This is a genomic window from Ignavibacteria bacterium, assembly GCA_025612375.1.
Classification (GTDB): domain Bacteria; phylum Bacteroidota; class Ignavibacteria; order Ignavibacteriales; family SURF-24; genus JAAXKN01.
In genome coordinates this window covers 22,151-39,120 of the sequence record JAAXKN010000015.1, presented here as the reverse complement: position 1 = coordinate 39,120, position 16,970 = coordinate 22,151, and the positions used below count along the sequence as shown (strand labels likewise).

Annotated in this window: 12 protein-coding genes; 9 read left to right on the top strand and 3 right to left on the bottom strand. The window is 47.7% G+C overall.

Annotated elements, in window-relative coordinates; genetic code table 11:
• Window position 1 precedes the first annotated feature (1 nt).
• The 4 genes from HF312_11165 (at window position 2) to HF312_11150 (ending at window position 4,240) form a co-directional block, all read left to right on the top strand.
• Window positions 2-1,828 carry a DUF4445 domain-containing protein gene (locus tag HF312_11165; protein ID MCU7520764.1) on the top strand — a complete coding sequence of 609 codons (1,827 nt, stop codon included), beginning with the start codon at window positions 2-4 and terminating at the stop codon, window positions 1,826-1,828.
• Window positions 1,828-2,457, top strand: coding sequence for a hypothetical protein (locus HF312_11160; protein MCU7520763.1), 630 nt, complete (start codon window positions 1,828-1,830; stop codon window positions 2,455-2,457). Before HF312_11165 ends, HF312_11160 begins: the two co-directional genes overlap by 1 nt.
• A 107-nt stretch (window positions 2,458-2,564) precedes the next feature.
• Window positions 2,565-3,464: a hypothetical protein gene (locus HF312_11155; protein MCU7520762.1), complete on the top strand. Its 900-nt coding sequence runs from the start codon at window positions 2,565-2,567 to the stop codon at window positions 3,462-3,464.
• 2 nt (window positions 3,465-3,466) lie between these two features.
• Entirely contained in the window at window positions 3,467-4,240 is a 774-nt protein-coding gene (locus HF312_11150; protein MCU7520761.1) for an AMP nucleosidase, read from the top strand.
• A 15-nt stretch (window positions 4,241-4,255) separates the two neighbouring features.
• Here HF312_11150 and rhlB read toward each other — a convergent pair whose 3' ends face one another.
• Window positions 4,256-6,052, bottom strand: a complete 1,797-nt coding sequence (gene rhlB / locus HF312_11145; protein ID MCU7520760.1) for an ATP-dependent RNA helicase RhlB — start codon at window positions 6,050-6,052, stop codon at window positions 4,256-4,258.
• 459 nt (window positions 6,053-6,511) lie between these two features.
• Here rhlB and HF312_11140 point away from each other — a divergent pair, with 459 nt between their 5' ends.
• The 4 genes from HF312_11140 to HF312_11125 all read left to right on the top strand — a co-directional run bounded on the left by HF312_11140 (window position 6,512) and on the right by HF312_11125 (window position 12,752).
• The gene (locus HF312_11140; protein MCU7520759.1) at window positions 6,512-8,773 is read left to right on the top strand and encodes a TonB-dependent receptor; all 2,262 of its coding nucleotides are present in this window, start codon (window positions 6,512-6,514) and stop codon (window positions 8,771-8,773) included.
• Entirely contained in the window at window positions 8,770-9,747 is a 978-nt protein-coding gene (locus HF312_11135; protein MCU7520758.1) for a DUF4249 family protein, read from the top strand. The genes HF312_11140 and HF312_11135 overlap by 4 nt, the downstream gene beginning before the upstream one ends.
• 47 nt (window positions 9,748-9,794) lie before the next feature.
• Window positions 9,795-11,261 carry a PEGA domain-containing protein gene (locus tag HF312_11130; GenBank protein MCU7520757.1) on the top strand — a complete coding sequence of 489 codons (1,467 nt, stop codon included), beginning with the start codon at window positions 9,795-9,797 and terminating at the stop codon, window positions 11,259-11,261.
• Window positions 11,262-11,471: 210 nt separating this feature from the next.
• Window positions 11,472-12,752: a hypothetical protein gene (locus tag HF312_11125; GenBank protein ID MCU7520756.1), complete on the top strand. Its 1,281-nt coding sequence runs from the start codon at window positions 11,472-11,474 to the stop codon at window positions 12,750-12,752.
• Between the two features lie 77 nt (window positions 12,753-12,829).
• Here the strand turns inward: HF312_11125 and HF312_11120 are convergent, their stop codons facing one another.
• The gene (locus tag HF312_11120) at window positions 12,830-13,072 is read right to left on the bottom strand and encodes a YtxH domain-containing protein (protein ID MCU7520755.1); all 243 of its coding nucleotides are present in this window, start codon (window positions 13,070-13,072) and stop codon (window positions 12,830-12,832) included.
• Between the two features lie 141 nt (window positions 13,073-13,213).
• The gene (gene zwf / locus HF312_11115) at window positions 13,214-14,725 is read right to left on the bottom strand and encodes a glucose-6-phosphate dehydrogenase (GenBank protein ID MCU7520754.1); all 1,512 of its coding nucleotides are present in this window, start codon (window positions 14,723-14,725) and stop codon (window positions 13,214-13,216) included.
• A 228-nt stretch (window positions 14,726-14,953) separates the two neighbouring features.
• On the opposite strand from zwf, the gene HF312_11110 reads away from it, so the two are divergent.
• Window positions 14,954-16,906: a PBP1A family penicillin-binding protein gene (locus tag HF312_11110; protein ID MCU7520753.1), complete on the top strand. Its 1,953-nt coding sequence runs from the start codon at window positions 14,954-14,956 to the stop codon at window positions 16,904-16,906.
• Window positions 16,907-16,970 lie beyond the last annotated feature (64 nt).

Sequence of the window (16,970 nt, the reverse complement as noted above, 5' to 3'; positions counted from 1 at the left end):
TATGAAACAGCACAAAGTGACCTTTCTTCCCGGTAAAAAATCCGGATACTTTTTTGAAGGCACCACACTGCGCGATGCGGCACTTGAGCTTGGACTTGTAATTGAGTCCTCCTGCGGCGGCATGGGCACGTGCGGGGAGTGCAAAGTGATAGTATCTGAAGGCCTTACTGCCCCGGGCGCTGCGGACAAAGAACTCCTTTCGCAAGAGGAACTTAAACAGGGCTTCAGGCTTTCATGCCAGAGCGTAATTACCAGTGACACAACCTGCATGGTGCCTGAAGAGTCTGAAACATTTGACCTCAGGATCATGACGGAAAGTAAGACCGGAGGATTCCTCTTAAACCCGGGTCTAAAAAAAGTGTTTCTAGAACTCCCGGAGCCCATGGGAGGGGAAAACTATTTTGATTTTGAGACTCTGACACTGGAGCTTAAGAAAAAAGGTTTTCCCGTTAAAGACTTTAATTTTCAGATGCTGAAAGAGCTCCCGTGGCTTTTAAGGAAAAACCGCTTCAGGATAACGGCAGTGCTGGACCAGGAAAGGCTCCTGCAGCTGGAAGCAGGAGACACAACAGGCTTTCTCTACGGAGCTGCCGTGGATATAGGCACAACTACGGTTGCTGCAAAACTCTTTAACATAAATACCGGCGAAGTCTCTGCCGTCAGCTCAGCCTTAAACTCACAGCAGCCCTTCGGGGCAGACGTTATTTCGAGGACAAATTATATTATAAGCAATAAAGGGGGCCTTGAAGAGCTTCACAGCTTAATCGTCAGCCAGGTAAACTCTCTTATCGAAGAGCTCTGCCGCGAGGCGGGCATTGAAAAAAGCGCAATCTACAAGGTTTCCGTTGCAGGCAACACCATAATGCGCCACATTTTCCTCGGCATTACGCCTGAGAATATTGCCTTCAGCCCTTACACACCCGTTGTAAAAAGGGCTTTAAGCCTGAATGCCGGTGAATTAAAAATTGACATCAATAATGGCGGAATTGTTTATCTTCTGCCCGACCTGGGTAGCTATGTAGGAAGCGATATTACAGCCGTGCTTACAGTATTAAATCTTGAATCTGAGGACGATATAAGGCTTGTTGTTGACATAGGGACAAACGGCGAAATAGTCTTAGGATCAAAACAAAGAATACTCGCATCATCTTCCCCTGCGGGTCCCGCCTGGGAAGGAGCCACTATTACGCACGGCATGAGGGCTTCCAGGGGCGCAATTGAAAGGGCTGAAATTAAAAACGGAAGCCTCAAGGTTCTAACCATTGGCGGCGCTGAGGCCAAAGGCATCTGCGGCTCAGGCCTCCACGACCTTGTAACTGAGTTCTTAAGAGCCGGAATAATTGATAAAAGCGGCCGTATTCTGGATAAGGAGTCTCTGCCTCAGGATACAAGCGATGAACTGAAAAACAGAATAATCCCTTCAGAAACCGGGATCAATAACATCATGCTTACCCAAAGCGGCATTATGCTTACACAGAAGGATATACGCGAGGTGCAGCTTGCAAAGGCTGCAATATCGGCCGGAATAAGCATACTGATGAAAGAGCTTAATGTTACCTCAGGCGGAATCGGCGGAATATTTGTTGCCGGCGCCTTCGGCAACCACCTGAAAGGGGAGGACGCCGTGGAGCTCGGGATGCTGCCTGATGTTGCACCGGATAAAATAAAGTTTATCGGGAATGCCGCACTTTCGGGCGCCGGGGCGGTGCTCCTCTCAGAAGAGGCACGGCTTAAGGCTGAAAGGCTTTCTGAAATAGTTGAGTATGTAGAGATCTCGGGACGGGAGGACTTTCAGGATATTTTTGTCAACTCAATGCTGTTTCCTTAATGCCGGGCACGGACTTATATACAGTTTACTTTGAGGCTGAAAGCATCCCATTTGATGAGGCCTCAGCGCGCAAATACCTGAGGCTTGGCAGCACCTCGGAAGACAGGGAGGCGCTCCTTGAAGTCTGCCGCGGCCTGTACCGGAAGCACATACATACCTTCAGCCCCGCCCTAAGGTATGGGACTTTTAACATTGCTGAAAAAGACCCCGAACGTTTCCGCACAGCGTTTAATGAAGGAAGCTCATTTTCCGGCAAAGGTATTTTCCGCCTTCTAAAAGACTGCGAAATGGCTTCACTATACCTCATTACTTTAGGCGAAGAAGCCGACAGCGTGATCCGCAGGCTTGAAGCTGAGGACTTTTTAGAGGGCTATATGCTTAACGCCGCAGCCTCAAGCCTGATTGAACAGATACAGGTAGAAGCCCAGGAGCTAATTCAAAAAGAAGCAGAAAAAAAAGGCCTGCACCCGGGAAAAAGGTTTTCTCCTGGCTACAGGGGCTGGGATCTTCAGGAGCAGGAAACTCTTATCTTAATGCTGCAGGGAGGCGACCTTGGAATTCACCTTACGGAAACTTATCTCATGCTGCCCATGAAATCCGTAAGCGGGGTCTACGGCTTAAAGAGATAACTTTCATAATGTGCCCCTGGGCCCCTAATTAATTGCTATTTCTTTCTTATATTTCGTTTAACATTTTTGATTTAACTAAATTGATTTAACCAAGAGAATTAAGATATATGTCCAGAAAATTCTTAACCAAACTGCACTCAGGCATAGTACTCGTTTCTGACGGCGCCATGGGCACCGAGCTTCAGAAGCGCGGCATGAAAACAGGCGTATGCCCCGAGGAACTTAATTTCGTAAATCCCGAAGTAATTCAGGCAATTCATAAAGATTACTATGAAGCCGGAAGCGACATAGTTGAAACAAACTCTTTCGGCAGCAACCGCATCAGGCTTTCACTCCACCAGATGGAAGACAGAGCCTTCGATTTCGCAAAAAAGGCGGCTGAACTTGCGCGTGAGGTATGCCCCGAAGGGAAATTTGTAGCCGGCTCAATCGGACCTACAGGAGAAATACTTGAACCCCTGGGACCGCTTAACCTCCAGGACGCCTACGGTGCATTTGCCGAAGAGGCAGAGGCTCTGGCCGAAGGGGGCGTAGACGTAATCTTTGTTGAAACCATGATGTCTATTGAGGAAGCTGAAACAGCTGTCCGCGCCGCTAAGGAAATAACAGGCCTTCCTGTAAGCGCCTCGATGACTTTTGAAGTCGGACCCTCAGGCCCAAAAACAATGTGGGGCGTGGACGTCAAGACAAGCATTGAACGCCTGGCAGCAGCAGGAGCGGACATAATTGGCTCCAACTGTGGCCGCGGTTTTGATGAAATGATACAGGTTATAAGTGAAATGAGGCCCCTGACACAATTGCCCATCCTGGCACAGGCAAATGCCGGCATACCTGAATGGATCGATGGCGTGAGCGTTTATAAGGAAACTCCTGAAATTATTTCACCCAAGGCCGGTGAGCTCTTAAAAATGGGAGTAAACATTATCGGCGGATGCTGCGGCACAGGCCCTCAGCACATCAGTGAGATAAGAAGACTTGCAGATAAATTTAACGACAGGAAAAAATAATATTGAGAACAAAACTTGAAATTGCCCAAAACTGGCTGCCGCGCTACACGGGGACAAAAATAGATGAATTCGGCGATTACCTGCTTCTGACTAATTTTCATAACTATGTAACACGCTTTGCCGAGCAGTTCAACTGCGAGATGCGCGGCATCGGTCGCCCGATGCAGACGGCCACAAATTCACAGGGACTTACAATTGTAAATTTCGGCATCGGCTCACCAAACGCCGCAACAATAATGGACCTCCTGGTTGCACGCCAGCCCAAAGGGGTCCTTTTCCTCGGCAAATGCGGAGGCGTTAAACACTCCACCGAAATCGGGCATTTTATTCTGCCTATTGCGGCAATTAGGGGTGAAGGAACTTCTGGCGACTATATGCCGCCCGAGGTGCCGGCACTCCCGTCGTTTAAGCTTCATAAGTTCGTTTCTGAAAAAATTGTTGAACACAACCAGGATTACCGTACCGGGGTTATCTACACCACAAACAGAAGAGTCTGGGAATGGGATGAAAAATTCAGGCATTACCTCGAAAAGCTTTCAGTTATCGGGATCGATATGGAAACGGCTACGGTCTTTATTGTGGGCCACGTAAATGAAATTGCCCGCGGGGCGCTCCTGCTCGTATCCGACATGCCCATGATCCCCGAAGGGATCAAAACCGAAGAATCGGACCGCAAGGTAACAGAAAACTACGTCGATCTTCATCTTCAGATTGGCATTGAGGCAATGACGGAAATAGGAATAAAAGGGGAAGCGATTAAACACTTCCGCTATTAAGATATTTTCAGATGCTTAACTTTCCTGGCTTCCCGATTCGGGATTCCGGGGCTTTGGCGTTTCAGAATGGCCTTCACTTCTGTTTTGGGATGCCGGTTTATTTTCAGAGGATCCCTGATCCTGCTGTTTCTCAGGCGAGGTGCTGTTGGGCCTGTCCTGGTATCTCCTTCCTCCGGACCTCTGACCCTGCTGGGGTCTTTGTCCCCCTTGCCTTTGTCCCTGCGGCCTCTGGCCTCTTCCCTGACCGCCGCCGCCAGGCCTTTGTCCGCCCTGTCTTCTGTATCCTCCGCCCTGCCTCTGTCCACCTGAGGGCTTTGACTCCTGGGGTTTTGCCTCACCCGTTCCGGTCTCAACCGGGGCTGCCACTTCAAGTTCACCCGGAAGCTGAAGGAGCTTTTCATCGGGCTGAATGCAGTGCAGGCTGTGTCCCAGGAAGCCTTCAATGGCCGGGATATAGAATGAATCGTCCTCTGTGGCAAAACTGATTGAAGTGCCTGTTGCGCCGGCCCTTCCCGTGCGTCCTATGCGGTGCACATAATCCTCGGGGTCCTGCGGCAGAGTATAATTTATCACGTGGCTTATGCCTTCGACGTGGATTCCACGGCTTGCAACGTCTGTAGCAACAAGAACGCGTATCTTTCCGTTTTTAAAGTCATCAAGTGTTCTTATTCTCTGGCGCTGATCAACGTCGCCTGAAATAAGAGAGCAGCTGATGCCGTGCTTAAGAAGAAGATCTGTAAGCCCCTGCGTTTCATCGCGCCTGTTTGCAAAGATAATAACCCTGTCCATATTCTGCTTTGTGATCAGGTTATAGACAAGAGGGTACTTCTCCTCGCTTGTAACTATATAAATAATCTGTTTTACCGATTCAACTTCCACCTGTGCCGGCTCAATCTCCACGCGCACCGCGTCTTTTGTCCAGTATCCTGCAAGCCTTTCAACGTCCGGCGTAATTGTAGCGCTGAAGAAAAGTGTCTGGCGCTTTTCCTTGGGCGGAGTAGCGCGTACGATCTTGCGCACGTCGGGTATAAAGCCCATATCTAGCATGCGGTCGGCTTCGTCAATTACCATTATTTCCACCTGGCTCAGGTGCACGTCGTGACGGTTATAGAAGTCCAATAGCCTTCCCGGCGTAGCCGCAAGTATATCAACCTGCTGGCCGTTAAGCTGGCGCTTCTGCTTCTGGTAATCCATGCCGCCGTAGACCGCCATAATGCTGAGGTTTGAATATTTCCCGAGCTTATCGGCATCGCTTGCAATCTGCATCACGAGTTCGCGTGTAGGAGCTATAACAAGGGCGCGGGGTGCGCCGTTGCGCCTTTTTGCCTCCGGCTTTTCTTTCATCAGGCGCGTTATGGCTGTAATGAGGAATGCTGCCGTCTTGCCCGTACCTGTCTGTGCCTTTCCCGTGGCATCCTTGCCGTTTAATGTATTAAAAAGGATTTCTGCCTGAATTGGAGTGCAGTACTGGAAGCCGAGGTCATAAATTGCATGCATGAGCTCGCGGGGAAGGTTGAGGTCATGAAACCTTGTTTTTCCTTCTGAGGGTTCTACCTTGAACTGCGAAACATCCCAGTTATCGGGCTGCTTTTTCTGCACCGGGGCTGCCTTGGGAGCCTGCGGCGGCCTTTCTTTTCTGACGGGTGCAGGGGTTTGCTGCTGCTGCTGGGGCTGTGGCCTGCGCCCTCTTTGTGCACCGGGCTGCTGTGGCGCCCTCTTGTCCTGTATTGGTGCGTGCTGGCGCCCGGGCTGGCGCGCATCCCTTGTTCCGGGTTTTCTTTCCTGTGCCGCCTTGCCGCCTGTAACCTTTATTTCCTTGGCCGGACCCTCTTTTTTCTTCTTACCAGCGTTTGATATCTTGCTTAATCTGTCCCTGACAAACTTAATAATATGTCCTAACAATTTTCCACCTTTTGAAGTTTTCTTTCATTTACTTAAATCAGCCCGCTAAATGGGACTGACATTCTTTTTCAGTTCCTCAGACCAATGCATACCCCTCCTCATATAAAGATACACATTTAATCGAATTAATAAACAAAATATACTAAATAAGTCTCTCATTTTCCTGTTTCAGGTGCTGCTCTCTTTAGCAGCCTTTTTCAGGCCTTCAGTGCATTATTTGCCATTTCCCCTTATGCCGTTTATACATTTATTTTGCCGGAGGCACAATACTGATGCCGCAGGACAAAATTATTCAGATCTATATTTCCTTTTTATTATGATTTGTATAACTTACCTCCGCAATAATCCACCATGAACAAGCGAGCAATTATGCAAGAACTAAAGTTGCCCGGGATCCTGTTTTCCCTCTTGCTTATATTTTTCTTTTTACCTGCCGCTTCAGATTCCCCAGGGATCTATGCCCAGGGAAGCGGAAACTTACGAGGCCTCATAACCGATTCAACCAGCGGGGAAGCCCTCGCATACGCCAGCGTTGCAATTCAGGAAATTTCCACGGGAGCATACTCTGATTCCAAAGGATACTTTCTCATCACCTCCGTTCCTGCCGGAAGACCACTTACACTCGTTGTGTCCTATATGGGCTACTACCCGAGGAAGATGACAATAAAACTTGAAAAGGGGAAGATGACCCACCTCGATATCAGGATGGTCCCTACAAGCGTTGTGCTACCGATGGTGGAAAAAGTTGAAAAGCGCATCGCGGAGGAAAACGCAACGGACATAAGCCTTCAGAGACTAACAATTAAGGAACTGGAACTCCTGCCCAAGGGAGTGGAGACCGACATATTCCGCTCACTTCAGTACCTGCCCGGCGTAAGATCCACCGGGGACGTATCGGCCAGGTATTACATAAGAGGCGGGGCAAGCAACCAGAACCTCGTTATGATAAACGGCGCCACTATATATAACCCTTTTCATGCTTTCGGCCTTTTCAGCATAGTTGACCCCGAAATGGTCAATAACATTGAGTTTTTCAAGGGAGGCTTCACAAGCGAATACGGCGGCAGGCTCTCCTCGGTCATGAATATTTTTACAAAAGACGGCAACAAGAACAGCTACGGCCTGAAGGCCGGCATAAGCTACTTAAGCGCAAAGGCCCTGGCTGAAGGCCCCATACCTTACGGCTCTTTCATCGTGACAGGCCGCAGGAGCTATTCAAGCGATATATATAAAAAATTTCTGAACGATAAGAACATCCCGCTCGACTTCTACGACCTTTCATTTAAGTTAAACTACTCAAACCCTGAATTTGTCGAAGGAAGCAAAATTACAATCCAGGGCCTTTTAAGCGACGACCGCCTCATGAACGGCGATGAGACACAAGCAGACCTCAAATGGTCTAACAGAATCTTCGGCTTCAAATGGTTCCAGGTCTCAGACAGCCCGCTTTTCTTTGAAATGGGAGTCTCCTTCAGCAGCTTTTTAGGAGAGGTTATTCCAAACTACAGCACGAGCAAACCCAAGAAAAATGAAGTAAGCGACCTTAATATGAAAGTCGACTGCAGCTATGTTTACGACTCAAAGGACGAGCTTGGAGTAGGCCTTAGCATCCTCCGCCTTAAAACAAATCTTTTTCTTGAGAATAACGGCGGAATTATTACGGATATCGGCTCCTCGGGAACCAACTTCGCCGTTTATGTTAAATACAAATACCTGCGCTTTAAGAACCTTGGAATCGACCTTGGAACAAGAATTAACCTGACCGGGCTTTCCAAAAAAGGGGGCGGATTCTTAAATGAACCCCGCCTGAGCTTTACATACAGGTTCATCCCTGAAATTGCACTTAAAGGCGCCTGGGGAATTTACCAGCAGGAAATGACTACACTTTCAGATGAAAGCGAGGTAATCTCGCTGTTTGAACCGTGGATAATTACTCCTAACTACCTGAGCCCCGCAAGGGCAAGGCATTATATTCTGGGACTCGAGACTAACTTTACCGATGAACTGAGCCTTGAGACAGAAGGGTACTACAAGAAAATCGAAAACTTCCCGGCATTAAACGAAAAGAAAGTATTTGATTCCGACCCGGATCTCGTTGCCGGCTCCGGCGAGGCCTACGGCCTTGAATTCATGCTAAAATATAAATTCCTGGATTTTTACTTCATGGGCTCTTACTCACTGGGCTGGACATACAAGACTGTCGGCGACTGGCTTTTCTACCCCAAGTACGATTCCAGGCATTCGCTTAACCTCACGCTTGAGTACAATTTCGGCAAGGACTGGCAGGCAAGCGTAATATGGGTTTATAACTCGGGACTCCCCTTTACAAAGATAACCGGGTACTACGACAAGCTGGATGCAGGGGATTACTTCAACCAGTTGAGCCTTTTTACTCCATATCAGCCTTTCCTGCTCCTGGGGGATAAAAACCTGGGAAGGCTGCCCGACTACCACAGGCTCGACATCAGCCTGTCGAAGAAGTTCAGTATCGGATTTGCAAACTTTTATCTGGATGCAAGCATAGTCAACGTTTATGACAGAAAAAACATTTTCTACTTTGAACGCAATACAGGCAAACGCGTCAACATGTTACCATTTTTACCAACAGCAACATTGAAGCTTGAAATATGAAGAAAATACTCCTTAGCATGATTGTCATTACGGCAGCCTTTCTCTCACCGGGCTGCAAGGACGAGGATTTCAGCCCGAAGGGCGATTTCAAGGAAAAGTATATACTTAACTGCGTCTTAAAGTCGGATACAACAGTGCAGACACTGACACTCTCCTCAAGCTACAACGTCGATGGGTATGACCCTCTGGCAAACAGAACCGACCCGGCTCTCCGGGGAGCAGACGTCAGGGTCTGGGTTGGCGACAGCGTCTATATCTTCAGGGAAGCAGAAGAATCCAGGAGCGACACTTCAAGATACAGCACTCCAATAAGATATTATTATGCAAAAAACTTCAGGCCCCAGGCCAATAAGCCTGCCGAAATACTGGCCGTGCTTCCAAACGGAAGGAAACTGCACGCCGCAACCAGTATTCCACTCCCGGTTTATGTCAACTTTGCCGAAATTGACTCAATCATCCCAATTGACGGCAGAAGTTACTTCAGAGCAGTCTGGAACACAAACTCGGGTCAAAACACCTACTATTATCCCAGGCCGTCACTGGTATACTTTAAGTTTGAAAACGGCATCCCAATTCGCCACGTCAGATATCTGCCGGAAAGATATATTCTGTCCGGAGGAAAATTTGTACCCGTTTATCCCTCTCCCACTTTGAACCTGGTATGCACGGTTGAGCTTGATGCCCTGAACCGCGTAATGGAGGAGATTTCGGCAGGGGACCCCAATAAGAAAAATTACGTGGTTCTGTCTGTCATTTTTGAAGTATGGACACTGGACATGAGCCTTTCGGGATACTACTCATCGTGCAAACTTGCAGACGATGGGTTTTCCGTAAAACTCGACCAGACCGATTTTACTAACGTTGAAGGCGGCCTCGGAATTTTCGGCTCCTGCGTAAGCTACCAGTTCCCTATGAGGCTCGACAAGAATTATATCAGCTCCTTCGGCTACAAGACAAAACTTGGAGCAGAATGAAATTGGCTAATATCCATAATGCCGTAAAAACCAACACATATTAAAATATGAGAAAACTTAATAAGACAACCGGAATTACTTTTTTACTTACTCTCCTCCTGTTTTCATTTGCCTGTGATAAGGAGGTTTCTGTAAGCCCTCCCGATCCGCCCGTCACTACGGGATACATTTATATAGATTCCAACCCCCGGGGAGCGGATATTTACTTAAATTCCAGGAATACAGGAAGGCATACGCCGGACAGCCTGAAATGGCTGGAAGGAACAGATTATACCGTAACACTGAAGTATCCCTTATACCGCGACACCGTATTTACAATAAAAATTGACGAAAAAGTTAGACAGGAAATTTTTGTAGACTACACTAATAATCCTCTGATGTACGGAAGAATCCAGTGCGAAAGCGACCCTAAAAACGCCACGATTTACATGGACGGGCAAAATACGGGCAAGGTGACCCCGTATATTCTGGGGCACATTTCTCCGGGCAGCCATCAGATCGCCTACAGCTTCCCGGGCTGCCGCGACGACAGCGTAAAGGTCACCGTCGAAAGCGACAAAACCAAATGGGCTTACGTTAAACTCAAAGACACAACCGTGTGGGTTAACTATAATACATCCAATTCGGGAATTCCCACAAATGCCCTTACCTCCATTCTAATCGATCAGTATGACGTCAAATGGATCGGCACAAATGGTGAGGGGATAATTAAATTTGACGGCAGGAACTGGCAGAGCTACAACTCCGGGAATTCCCCTCTTCCAAATAACTTTATTACCGCCATGGCCTTTGACAAAAATATGCACCTCTGGATAGGCACCAATAAAGGACTGGCTGAACTGAACGGTGATAACTGGACCATTTACAATAAGACTAACTCCATGCTCCCGGAAGATTACATTAACGCAATCTGCGTGGGCAGGAATAATGTCATATGGGTCGGGACAGAAAAAGGGCTTGTACAAATTGACGGAACAAACTGGAAGTTATTTAACACCGGCAATTCACCATTGCCTAACAATTCAATACAATCACTCGCAACTGAGCTCAACGGTAAGCTCTGGATGGGTGTCCTGGCAAAAGGTCTTGCAACATACGACGGCCAGGTCTGGGAAACATTTACTAAGGAAAGTGCCGGCCTGCCGGGGCGTAATACTACAGCCCTGGCCGTAGGACAGTTCTCGGAGGGCGTATGGGCAGGCTTTGTATGCACCTTACCCAGGGGAGCCGACGAGGGTGGACTCGCAGTCAGGGATAACGGAACCTGGATTGACAACTATTATTCCAAACTCCCTTCAAGAATTATAAAAAGCATCATGATTAAGGATAATATCAAATGGGTATGCACCGAAGCGGGACTTATTAAATTCTTTACCCCCTCGCGCTGGGATGTCCTTAATACCGCAAATACCCAGCTCCCGACTAACAATATTAGCGCCATAAGCCAGGATTCACACAGCTGGATGTGGATTGCAACCGAAACGGCGGGACTGGTAAAATATAAAGCGCGGTAGGCTTTTAAAAAATAAATCTTCATAAAAGGGGCATAAGTCTTTTGGGCTTATGCCCCTTTTATATATTGCCATTATCCTGTTTTTTTATTTCCTTAGATTTAATTGGAACTTAAAGTAAGTCTCCTTCCCGGCATTGTAATGCCTTTCCGGAACTTTTTAAGTGTATGTGTGTTTTCAGGAATAGATTTTATTTATTAGGAATTGTAACGTATGAATAGCAATGCTGTAAAGGTAATTCTTGTATCGTTAATCTTTGTAATCTTACTGTTTTTACCCTCACTTGATTCACTGGGGAAGAAGTACAGCCACCTGGTCTTCAAAGAGGAGAAAAAAGCCGACACCGTACTCGCTATGGATAAAACCCCGCCGGTTCCTGTAAACAGGAATCTGACGGCGGCAGTTTTTGGATACCTCCCCTCCTGGAAATATCCCGAAGCCGTTAGAAACATTAAGTTCAGAATGCTTACTCACCTGGCTGTTTTTAATTTTGAGGCAGACCGGGATGGAAATATTGCAAATCCCCCAATGTGGCCATGGACGGATGTCATCGATTCGGCCCATACAAACGGCGTTAAGGTCATAATGACGGTCCTGAACACAGACTCGCTTCAAAATCATAATATTCTGACAGATGCCGCATCCAAAGAAAAAAGCTTTAAGAATATCAGAAAAACCCTTAAGCAGTTCAGCCTGGACGGCGTAAACGTGGACTTTGAGAACCTGAAGCGCTCCGACAGGGACGGTGCAATTATCAGTTACATGAAGGATTTGACCTCATTTATTCATACGGAACTTCCCGGTGCAGAGGTGTCCTTTGCAGGCCCTGCCGTAAACTGGGGAGGGTGGAACTTCAAGGGGCTTTCAGAGGCCTGCGATTACATTTTTATAATGGGTTACGATTATTCCGACAGCAGGAGCAATATTTCAGGTCCCACGGCATCACTTAACGGCAGCTATTATTCAATTGAGAGCACGCTTTTAAGCACCGTATTCGGATACGGCGAGGTTACACAGACTGCCCCGCAGAAGCTGATCCTGGGCGTGCCTTATTACGGCAACCACTGGGTAACTGAAACAGGAAACCCGCAGGCTTTTAACGTCCGGTACGTGGAAACCCCCACATTTTCCAGCCTGATGCAGGATGCCGAACGCTACAGGTATAAAATTTTCTGGGATAAGTATAACAGCGTCCCCTGGATACGCTACCAGAAAAACGGCGAATGGCACCAGGTGTGGTTCGAAAACGCAAGAAGCATCGGTATGAAATACGACTATGCCATGGCCAGAAAGCTCCGTGGTGTCGGCATCTGGGCTTTGGGTTATGACGGCGGACGCCAGGAATTATGGAAAGAGATAGAAAAAAGATTCCTTTTCAGCAGCTTTACAAAGCTTGCAGCTATGCCCTTAAATCTCCAGGACAGGCCCTTTGACTTCAAAACCCTTCTTCCCAAAGGGATTCTGCGGGTTTCAGGAGTAAAAGAAAGATCTTAAATTTTGCATTATATTAGCTCGTAAACAAAAAAAGCCTGATCAAATCAGGCTTTTTTTATTTTCCTTTCAGAAATATTTCAGACGGAGATGATTTTCCGCGCATCATCAATTATAGATTCGGCTCTTTTCTTCCCATCCTTTATAACGTCTTCAACAGCCTCGTAGTAGTCGTTCATATCTTCCATTATGCCGTCTTTCTTCTTGATAATCTGTTTCCGCATCTTTTTACCGGAAACCGGAGTATAAAGCAGAGCTGTTATGCCTCCTGCAATTCCGCCGAGTAAAATGCCATACACAAAACCCATCGTTCCTTTACTCATAATAATCCCTCCTCATATTTAATCAATGCCTAATGACTGTTAGTATAGAATAATTAAATTGAATGATATTATCAATATTCAGCAAACATTAATTCACAATGACCTTGGACACAAACGGGGAAATATTGCCCCCTGACTTCTCTACAGCTCGCAGTACGACCCTTCGCCTGAAAGATTCCTGCACGGGTAGCGCCACGTGAGCCCCGATTCCTCGATCAGATCATCAGCGTTTTCCGGCCCCCAGGTGCCGGCAGGATATCCGAAGAGTTTAATTGTTGGGTACTTCTCCCATGCATCCAGCACCGGCTGAATGAACTTCCAGCAGGCCTCCACGGCATCCCCCCTGGCATAAAGCGTGGCGTCACCTTCCATTGCGTCTAAAAGAAGCCTTTCGTAGGCCCCGGGGACGTACTGGCTGGCAAGCTCTGAATAATGGAAGTCCATGTTGATGTCCTGCACGTTATAGCCGCGGCCGGGGACTTTCATGCTGACCCTTAAGAGCATCCCTTCGTCGGGCTGTATGCGGATTACGAGGTAGTTAATATAGTTATCCTGAGCTCTGAATAGGATGTGGGGTGAAGGCCTGAAGTGTATAACAGCCTCTGTAACGGAAGTCGGCATTCTTTTGCCCGTTCTTAAATAAAAAGGCACCCCGCCCCAGCGCCAGTTATCAATAAAAAGCTTAATTGCAACGTAAGTCTCGGCGTGGCTGCCCCTGTCCACCCCCATCTCCTCACGGTAGCCTGCAACAATTTCGCGCCCGATTTTATTTGCCACATACTGGCCGCGTATGACGTGGCTTTCAACGTCCTCCGGCTTCATGATCCTGAGGGATTCAAAAACCTTCAGCTTTTCATCCCTTATGGCCTCCGGCCTGAGTGAGGCAGGCGGCTCCATGGCAATAAGCCCCAGTATCTGCAGCAGATGGTTCTGCACCATATCCCTCAGGGCGCCCGTACTGTCATAGTACCCCCCGCGAGAGCCTATTCCTGAGCTTTCGGCCGCGGTGATCTCAACGTGGTGGACATAATTCCTGTTCCATAAGGGCTCAAATATGCCGTTTGAAAACCGGGTTACAAATATGTTCTGCACGGTTTCTTTTCCCAGATAGTGGTCTATGCGGTAGATCTGGTTTTCATTAAAAATGCGGCAGAGCCTCTTATTCAGGTCCTTAGCCGTTTCAAGGCTTTCCCCGAAAGGTTTTTCAATTATCAGCCTTTTCCAGCTTTTCTCCCCCTGAAACTGCATTTTTTCAACCCCAAGGCTTATTGCAATCTCCTCAAAGGCGCCCGGAGGCGTGGCAAGATAATAGATGCAGTTTTCCCCGGTTTCCAGCTCCCCGGAAAGTGATTTAATTTTCCTGTTTAGTTTCGCGAATTCCCCGGGAGAATAATCTTTAAGCGCTATATAATAAAGGCCGTGCTTAAAGCGTGCGGCCGTTTCATTTTTATCTTCCTCCGGCTCTATAAACTGAAAAGAGGAGTCCCTGAATTTCTTATCCGCCATCTCTGTCCTTGCCACTCCAAGTACTGCAAACCTTTCAGGCAAAAGGCTGTGCTCAAAAAGCTTATAGAGCGCAGGGATGAGTTTTCTTTTCGTAAGGTCACCCGAGGCTCCGAATATGACAATAATGCAGTTTTCCGGCTTTTCCATATCCCTTCCATTTCTTGTATACAAATTTTTGCCCTCTACATATGCCCTTTACAAAGCGATAATAACCTGAATGAGGTGCTCACATTTTTCCAAGACAAATTGGCATCTGTCTTTGAGGAGCCTTAATTTTGTATGGTCATTTTTAAGAACCATGTATGTTATTTAATGTAGAAAGAACATTGGTTAAGCAAAAGACATTATTTTTCACATTTTTCACACACAGAAGTGATGCATAAAAAAAACATATTCAGACTAAAAAAGTTAACTTTCATCCTCGTTTTCTTAGCTTCCCTTACAGGCACCATCTATCCGCAGCTGCCGCCGGTCAGGCTGGACTATTCATCCTACGCGCTTTCAGCCGACGGGAGGCTTTTAGGATACTACGGTGAAAAGCACAGGGTAGAGGTTAGAAGCACGGGCAATATCTCAAAATGGGTGATTTATTCCCTTATTGCCACAGAAGACAGGGATTTTTACAACCACGACGGCGTCTCCTACAAAGGCCTCGGGCGTGCAGTCATAAAAACGCTTACTGGCTCCACACAGGGAGGCAGCACGCTTACAATGCAGCTTGCACGTAACCTTTTCCTTTCACGCGAACAGACTATAACCCGTAAGCTCACCGAGATCAACATCGCACGGGAAATCGAGAAGAAGTATACCAAAGACCAGATACTCCTTCTATATCTTAATACATGCTACTTCGGCCACGGGGCCTACGGCATCTGGGCAGCCAGCCAGGAGTTTTTCAGCAAAACCCCCGACAAGCTTTCTGTAACCGAAGGCGCCACCATAGCCGGACTGCTTCAGTCGCCAAGCGGCTACGATCCGTCCAAAAACCCCGAGAAAACTTTAGCCCGCAGAAATGAAGTTCTGCACAACCTGCTCGAGGTAGGAAAGATCAACGAAAAGCAGTTCGAACGCTACCGCAGGCAGCCTTTGGGTCTTAAGATGAACCAGGGCCTGGGCCGCCATTTTTTAGAACACGTGCGCAAGGAGGCGCTCGAGATACTAAATTCAAGAGGAATTTCCCTAAACAGGGACCAGTTAAAAATAACAACAACACTGGACTACGACATACAGAAAGCAGCCGAAGACGCCGTTAACTGGCAGTATGGCCGGTTCCCCGGCTCAATGAAGCAGGCGCAGATTGGTCTCGTTTCAGTGGAAGTGGGTACAGGCAAAATCAAGGCAATGATCGGCGGAAGCCCCGGCTCGGAATCCCGCGGACTTAACCATGCAGATGAAATCCACCGCCAGCCGGGCTCATCTTTTAAGCCTTTTTTGTACGCAAGCCTGCTGGAAAAAGGTTTTACACTTGCAACACCCCTGCACGACTTCCCGATTGTTGTCGATTCGGGTTCAACAATGGAGTGGAGGCCTGAAAATTCAACAGGCAACTTCTCATACACCATGATGCCGATGATAAATGCCGTAAAACACTCCGTAAACGCGTGCGCTGCCGACGCAATGGTAAACTTTACTAAGCCCGATTCCGTAGCAGCTTTTGCTAAGAGACTCGGCATAAAATCAAATATTCCCCCTTACCCTTCAATTGCCCTGGGTACAGCTGAGGTTACTCCGCTTGAAATGGCCTCGGCCTATGAGGTATTTGCCTCGGAAGGACTTTATGCAAAGCCTTATTCAATACTTAAAATTGAGGACAGGAATAACAGGGTGCTTTACCAGGCACACCAGGAAACCACAACAGTGCTCGACTCTGCCACCTGCTACCTCATGTCACAGGCACTTGAGCAGGTGGTCGAAGGTGGAACTGCCACTTCGGCAAGGCCGTACTTTAAGGGTGTGGCGGCAGGCAAAACCGGAACCACACAGAACTCAGCTGACGTCTGGTTTGTTGGCTACAACACAAAGCTTTCCACTGCCATATGGATCGGATACGATAACCCTTCAAGAAAGCTTTCGGGTGGTTTTCAGTACGGCGGAAGCGCCTGCGCCCCCATCTGGGGAAGGCTGATGTCCGTAGCACACCTTCAGTACCATGGCTCATACGGCATGCAGTTTACACGCCCGTCAACCGTTCAGGAAATTGAAGTCTGCGAGGATACAGGCGAACCCGCAACCATAAGCTGCCCGCATAAGAAGCTGTACCCGGTAAATTTCCTCCTTCTTAAAGGAAGCTGCCATTTGCACCAAAACCAGATAGGACAAAAATTCTGATAAAGATCTATTCTCATGAGGGTAAAGTGAAAAGTCACTTTACCCTTTTTTATTCCCCTTTCAA